The 6,237-nt window shown below is 70.8% G+C and carries 7 protein-coding genes; 6 read left to right on the plus strand and 1 reads right to left on the minus strand.

Annotated elements, in window-relative coordinates:
• Nucleotides 1–1,355: 1,355 nt before the first annotated feature.
• Nucleotides 1,356–1,703: a DUF2752 domain-containing protein gene (locus E1264_RS38830; RefSeq protein ID WP_243711437.1), complete on the plus strand. Its 348-nt coding sequence runs from the start codon at nucleotides 1,356–1,358 to the stop codon at nucleotides 1,701–1,703.
• A gap of 88 nt (nucleotides 1,704–1,791) precedes the next feature.
• Nucleotides 1,792–2,493 carry an RDD family protein gene (locus tag E1264_RS38835; protein ID WP_132181949.1) on the plus strand — a complete coding sequence of 234 codons (702 nt, stop codon included), beginning with the start codon at nucleotides 1,792–1,794 and terminating at the stop codon, nucleotides 2,491–2,493.
• 130 nt (nucleotides 2,494–2,623) lie between these two features.
• Here the strand turns inward: E1264_RS38835 and E1264_RS38840 are convergent, their stop codons facing one another.
• Entirely contained in the window at nucleotides 2,624–3,379 is a 756-nt protein-coding gene (locus tag E1264_RS38840; protein ID WP_132181951.1) for a hypothetical protein, read from the minus strand.
• Nucleotides 3,380–3,673: 294 nt separating this feature from the next.
• On the opposite strand from E1264_RS38840, the gene E1264_RS38845 reads away from it, so the two are divergent.
• From E1264_RS38845 to E1264_RS38860, 4 genes are all read left to right on the plus strand, one after another.
• Complete coding sequence (locus E1264_RS38845; RefSeq protein WP_132181953.1) at nucleotides 3,674–4,462, plus strand: ABC transporter ATP-binding protein; 789 nt, start codon at nucleotides 3,674–3,676, stop codon at nucleotides 4,460–4,462.
• 188 nt (nucleotides 4,463–4,650) lie between these two features.
• On the plus strand, nucleotides 4,651–5,421 hold the full coding sequence (locus E1264_RS38850) for a sulfite exporter TauE/SafE family protein (protein ID WP_132181955.1): 771 nt from the start codon (nucleotides 4,651–4,653) through the stop codon (nucleotides 5,419–5,421).
• A gap of 89 nt (nucleotides 5,422–5,510) precedes the next feature.
• A complete protein-coding gene (locus tag E1264_RS38855; RefSeq protein ID WP_132181957.1) occupies nucleotides 5,511–5,747 on the plus strand; it encodes a hypothetical protein in 237 nt (78 codons plus the stop codon).
• A 118-nt stretch (nucleotides 5,748–5,865) separates the two neighbouring features.
• Nucleotides 5,866–6,237, plus strand: a 372-nt coding sequence (locus E1264_RS38860) for a hypothetical protein (RefSeq protein ID WP_132181959.1), incomplete at its 3' end; no start/stop codon positions are given.

Genomic DNA, 6,237 nt, shown 5'->3' on the forward strand with positions numbered 1-6,237 from the left:
CCTCCCTGGGCTCCATTCATGTCCCACGCCCTGGCTTCACGCGCTTTCGTTCCCCGCGCCTTCGTTCCCCGCGCCTTCGTTCCCCGCGCCTTCGTTCCCCGCGCCCTGGTGTCTCGCGTGTCCCCGTCCTCGCGCCCCCGCGTCCTTCTTCGCGCCCCCGCGTCCTTCTGTCCCCGCGTCCTCTTCGCGTGCACGCGTCCGGTGTCTCAGCGTCGTCCTCGCGTCGTCGCGTGCCCGTGTCCACCTGTCTGCGTGCCCTCTTCGCGTGCGCGCGTCCTTGTGTCCCCGTGTCCTCCGCACGTCCTCGCCTGCCTGTGTCCTCCTGACTCCACGGTCTCCCCGCGTCTCGGCATCCCGGCGTCCTCGCGTGCCTGCGTCGTCCGCACGTCCTCGCGTGCCTGTGTCCTCCTGACTCCGTGTCTTCTTCGCGTGCGCGCGTTCTTTATCTCCGCGTCTCCGCGTCGTCCTCGCGTTCCGGCTCGTCCGCGCGTCCTCCTCATGCCCTCGGGTGCCCGTGTCCTCCTGTCTTCGTGTCTTCTTCGCGTGTGCGTGTTCTGTGTCTCTGTGTCCTCTTCGCGTGCGCGCGCCTGTGTCTCCGTGTCGTCCTCGCGTTCTCGCTCGTCCGCGCGTCCTCCTCATGCCCTCGCGTGGCCATGTCCTCCTGTCTTCGCGTCCTCATCGCGTGCCCGCGTCCCTGCGTCCTTGTGTCTTCGCGCTGTCCTCGCGTTCTCGTGGGGGCGTTCTCTCGTCCTGCGCCGGGCTCCGGTGTGCGGCTTTTGCTTGTGGGCGGGTTCTCGGTGGCCGCCTGCTCGGTGGGGCGCTTCTTTGGCTTGGGGACGTTCGTGCTTGTTCGGTGGGCGCTGTTTCGTCGGTGAGTTCGTGTCTCGGCCCGGGGTGGGCTCTGCCTGTTTCTGGCGGAGTTTGGTCCATCTGGGAGGCTTTGGCCGCGCTGTTCTGGCGGCCTGGGGGCGTGTTCTTCGCCACCCTTTCGGTCGGGTCCGTCGCGGTCGTCGTGATGTCCTGGGCCGCGTCATCCGAGTGTGGGACGTGTCATGTTTTCGGGCGATTCGTAGGACCCATCGGGCGAAAGAGTGCCCATGTAGCTGGCGATTTGTCCTACTCTTGCCCCTGGGGCGGTATCACTCAGCACTCGGTAACGGTCCGATCGCAGATCGTTGCCAGGACTTGACCCGCCTCAGGGTGGACCCGGTATACGGGTCACTCATCTGTATGTCATCGAGGCGGAGGATTCGTTGGGGGGAGCGCCCGGGGCGGCGGCCACCAGTGCACCGGAAGGTGTGCTCGGGGGGATCGTCAGCCGGACCCTCACCGCAGCGCGGCACGGACCCCTGGGTGTGGTGCTGCGTGTTGCGGCGATGGCCATCGCGGCCATCGGCGCGTCATGGATCCACCGTGTCAACGACCCCGGCGTGCTCTGTCCCCTACGGGCGCTCACCGGAATTCCGTGCCCCATGTGCGGGAGCACCACCGTTTTCATCGAGCTCGGCGGGGGCCGTCCGGCCCAGGCCGTGCTGGCGAATCCGATGGCGCTCACCGGCGCGATCGCCGTGGCGCTCGCACCACTGGGACCGGGAGGACGGTGGTGGGCACTCCAGCCGAAGACCCGTGCCTGGATGCTCGGCACCGCCCTCGTGGGGTCGGAGCTGTGGCAGCTCGTCCGGTTCGGAGTTCTGCGGGTTTGAGCTGTGGCCGGTCCTCGGCCAGACTTGCGGAGCCCACCGGGTCCGGCGGGCGTCACACAACCACAGGGTCAATCAATAAGGAGCAAGTGTGGGTAACCCCTACGACCCCTACGGTCAGCAGCCGGGCTACGGGCAGCAACAGCCCGGGTACGGCCAGCAGCCCCCAGCCCAGCCCGGCTACGGCCAGCCCCCGGCGCAGCCCGGGTACGGTCAGCCGCCGGCGCCGCCGGCCCAGCCTGGGTACGGTCAGCCCCCGGCGCAGCCCGGCTATGGTCAGCCCCCGGCGCAGCACGGGTACGGCCAGCCGCCGGCGCCGCCGGCGCAGGCCGGTTACCAGGAGGTGCACCACCACCACTACGGCTCGACGGGCCAGCTGGCCGAGTGGGGCTCTCGTGCGGGTGGCTACATCATCGACTACCTGATCTTCGGCGCCCCGGCGTTCGTCATGTACATCCTGTTCCTGATCCTCTCCGCCACCGGGAGCGGGGGCGCCGCCCTGTTCGGTTTCCTGCTGGTGATCGTCGGCCTGATCATCTCGTTCGCGGGCGGCCTGTGGATCTGCCACCAGGAGGGGACGACCGGCCAGTCCATCGGCAAGCGGCAGATGGGCATCCGGCTCGTCAGCGCGCAGACGGGCCAGCCGATCGGCTTCGGTATGGCCTTCGTCCGCAAGATCGCGCACATGCTCGACAGCGCGCTGTGCTACCTCGGCTTCCTCTGGCCGCTGTGGGACGAGCGCAAGCAGACGTTCGCCGACAAGGTCTGCAACACCATCGTGGTCCGCGCCTGATCATCGGCCTGCTTTTCGAGCCGCCGTCCGGCGCGTGACGGAACGGGGCGTCCCTTCCCGGGGCGCCCCGTTTTCCTATTGGACGAGCCTGCGGGATAGCGCCCACGGGATAGCGCCTGCGGGACGGCGTCTACGGGACGGGGTCGAACGCGCTGTTGCATGCCGCGACGAGGGCGCGGCGGACGGCGCCGTCCAGCAGGCGGAGGGCCTCGCCCCGGCGCCTCATCTGGTCGGCGCTGAGGCCGCCGTCGTCCATCTGGCGGGCCAGGTCGACGACGAGGGACAGCCGCCCGGCGAGCGCGGCGACGCGGTGCGCGCGGGGCGGGTAGCCGGGGGCGAGCGGATGGTCGCCGCGGTCCGGGTCGCGCAGCGCGGTGAGCGCGTCGGCGATCTCGGGCGGGACGCCGGCGAGGTCGTCGACGGTCAGCAGCACCTCGGTGGCGTCCCGCATGGCGAGGGTGAGCTGCCGGTCGGCGTCCGCGAGGGACGGGACGTCGGGCGCGCCGGCCGAGGCGTCATGGGTCGTCCAGCGGACGCCGACGTAGGACGACCCGCGCCGGTCCTCGGACGGGACGAGCCCGATCGCGCGCTCGCCGAGCACCGCGACGACGGCCGCGCCCGCGTCGATCGCCGTGCGGTTCAGCTCCGGCGGGCCGCTCAGCCCGAGGGGGTCGCCAGGCTCGGGCAGGGCGAGCCGCAGCGCCGCCATGCCGCCGACGCGCAGGTCACCGAGGCCGCGGCGCAGCGTCACCTCGGCGGGTTCGCCGCCCAGGATCTGCGGGCCCGCGCTCTTCTCGACCGCGTCGACCGCCTCGTCCAGGCCGACGTGTCCGGTCAGCCACGCATTCCCCCACGCGACCAGTGCGGTCGCTGCGTCCTTGCTCATCGCCGTTCCCAATACTCCCTGATCGGCATGCGAACCACCATAAGCGCTCGGGCCGACGGTGCCGCGGCACGTAACGAACCTCTTGCGCCGCTGGATCCTCGGGGCCACAGTCGCCGGACCCCCGGGGCGCCGCCGCCAGGCCCGCTGGGGCCGCGGTCGAACCCTCCGGGCGGCGCGGTCGGATCCTTGGAGGGGCGTCGCGGGTGGTAATCCCGGGGGCCACGCGCGCGGCTTCATCGCATAGGTTCTCTTCTGAGGATCAGCGACCACCGGGATTGGGGACGAAGGGGCGCGATGGCCGGCGAGGTGCTTCAGCTCCGCAGAGTCGGGGTGAGGCGCGGCAGGGCGACCCTGCTGCGCGATGTCACGTGGACGGTGAACGAGGGCGACCGGTGGGTCATCGTCGGTCCGAACGGCGCCGGGAAGACGACCCTGCTCCAGATCGCCGCCGCGATGATGCATCCGTCCGACGGCACGGCCGAGGTCCTGGGGGAGCGGCTCGGCCGGACGGACGTGTTCGAGCTGCGTCCCCGGATCGGCCTTGCCAGCTCGTCCCTCGCGGAGAAGGTCCCGGACGACGAGAAGGTCATCGACCTGGTCCTGACGGCCTCGTACGCGATCATCGGGCGCTGGCGCGAGGAGTACGACTCGACCGATGTGAGCCGCGCCGTCGCGCTGCTGGACGCGCTCGGCTGCTCCGATCTGATCCGGCGCACGTTCAGCACGCTGTCCGAGGGTGAGCGCAAGCGCGTCCAGATCGCCCGCGCGCTGATGCCCGACCCCGAGCTGCTCCTGCTGGACGAGCCCGCCGCCGGACTCGACCTCGGCGGCCGCGAGGACCTCGTCGCCCGCCTCGCCGCCCTCGCCGACGACCCCGCCGCGCCCACGATGGCGATGGTCACGCACCACGTGGAGGAGGTCCCCGAGGGCTTCACGCACGCGCTGCTGCTGCGCGGCGGCGAGGTCGTCGCCCAGGGCAAGGTGGACGAGGTCTTCACCGCCGAGCACCTGTCGGGCACCTTCGGCCTTCCGCTGGCCGTCGACCGCCAGAACGGTCGCTGGTACGCCCGTTCCGCCCGCTAACCCTGCCCGCTAACCCCGCCCGCTGACCCGGCCGGCTCAGCGGGCGCGAGCCCGGCCGCTGAGGCGGTGGTCTGGTCGTTGAAACGGGGTGATTCGTCCTAGAAGCACCCCCAGACGATGGTGCCGGACGGCGGTGTCCCTACGATGTGTGCGCCGTACTGGACTCGTAGTGCCGGGGTGGATCCGACGTGAACCTGCTGGACGCGGTCGCGGTGTTCGCGGCAGGGGTCGCCGCCGGTGGCATCAACACCGTCGTGGGTTCCGGCTCGCTGATCACCTTCCCGACGCTGGTGGCGCTCGGGTACCCGCCCGTGGTGGCGAACGTGTCCAACACCATCGGGCTCATCCCAGGCAGCGTGACCGGCGCGTACGGCTACCGCGAGGAGCTGAAGGGGCAGCGCGAGCGGCTGCTGCGGCTCGGGGTCGGTTCGCTGGTCGGGGCCGTGATCGGCGGGCTGCTCCTGCTCGGCCTTCCGCCCGAGGCGTTCGACGTCATCGTGATCGCGCTGATCGCGATCGCGGTGGTCCTGGTGGTGGTGCAGCCGCGGCTGCAGAAGTGGGTGCTGCGCCGCCGGGAAGGCGAGCACCGTCCGCACGGCGGCGCGTTGCTGTGGGTCGGGGTCCTGCTGGCGGGCGTGTACGGGGGCTACTTCGGGGCCGCGCAGGGCGTCATCCTCATCGCGCTCCTCGGCATCATGCTGGACGAGGACCTGCAGCGCGTGAACGCGGCCAAGAACGTCCTGTCGGCCATCGTGAACGCTTCCGCGGCGTTGCTGTTCACGCTCCTGTGGCTGGTCTCCGACACCGAGATCAACTGGTGGGCGGTGCTGCTGATCGCGTCCGGCGCCACCCTCGGCGGGCTGATCGGTGCCCGGGTCGGACGCCGCATCCCGCCGCTGGTGCTGCGCGGCGTCATCGTGGTCGTCGGCCTGGTGGCGATCGTCAATCTCGTGGCCTGACCAGCGCATTCGCACCGGCGCGCAGGGTTGGTGGCCCGATGTTCCGGGTATAAGTCGAATATACGTTCGACTACTGGAGGTTCGCGCGGATGAAGGGCGACAGGGTCGAGATCGTCATCGATGCCGGTGGCGAGGGGACGCGGACGTACGAGGTCGTGGCGAGCCGGGCCGGCCGCCGCGTGGAGATCGCGACCCGTCGCGGGGTCGTGGAGGTCAGCGAGGTCACCCGCACCGGCACCGCCGTCCGCACGGCCCGTTTCATGTCCAGCCGGGTGCTGGCCCTGGTCGAATACCCCACCTCCGACCAGGTTCACGAATCCGAATAAGCGGGCGCGAGCGGACGGTCTGATGCACTAGGATCGAACATACATTCGATAACCGGTGGATGTGCGGCCGGTCCGGACATCGGGCCGGCCGGACCTTCGACGTAAGGCGGACCTGCCGATGTCAGCATCGCCCGACGTCCTCGCGACCTACCTCAACGCCATCAAGAGCTCTCAGGCGCGGCAGCGCCCGGTCGTCATGATCACCTATTCCGCGGAGGGCCCGCCCCGGGTCTGCGTTCCCGACATCGGAGAACTGCGCGTGATCGACGGCCGGCTGCTGCGCGTGGCGATCTGGCCCGACAGCCCCACCGCCGCCGACCTCGACCGCGGCGTGTCCATCCTGCTGATCGTCCCCGCTTCCCCGGACGTCCATCTCATCCGCGCCACGGCCCGCCGCCTGTCCGGCGCCGCCATGGTGTGGGCCCACTTCGACCTCACGATCACCTCGGCGCGGATCGCCGCCCGCGGCACCGCCCCCGCGCCCTTCACC

This window comes from Actinomadura sp. KC216, assembly GCF_004348535.1.
Lineage (GTDB): Bacteria > Actinomycetota > Actinomycetes > Streptosporangiales > Streptosporangiaceae > Spirillospora.

Bases quoted from the DNA above. Each gene is read 5' to 3' on its own strand.
- E1264_RS38840 (WP_132181951.1), bottom strand. From the start codon at position 3,379: ATGAGCAAGGACGCAGCGACCGCACTGGTCGCGTGGGGGAATGCGTGG.
- E1264_RS38845 (WP_132181953.1), top strand. From the start codon at position 3,674: ATGGCCGGCGAGGTGCTTCAGCTCCGCAGAGTCGGGGTGAGGCGCGGC.
- E1264_RS38855 (WP_132181957.1), top strand. From the start codon at position 5,511: ATGAAGGGCGACAGGGTCGAGATCGTCATCGATGCCGGTGGCGAGGGG.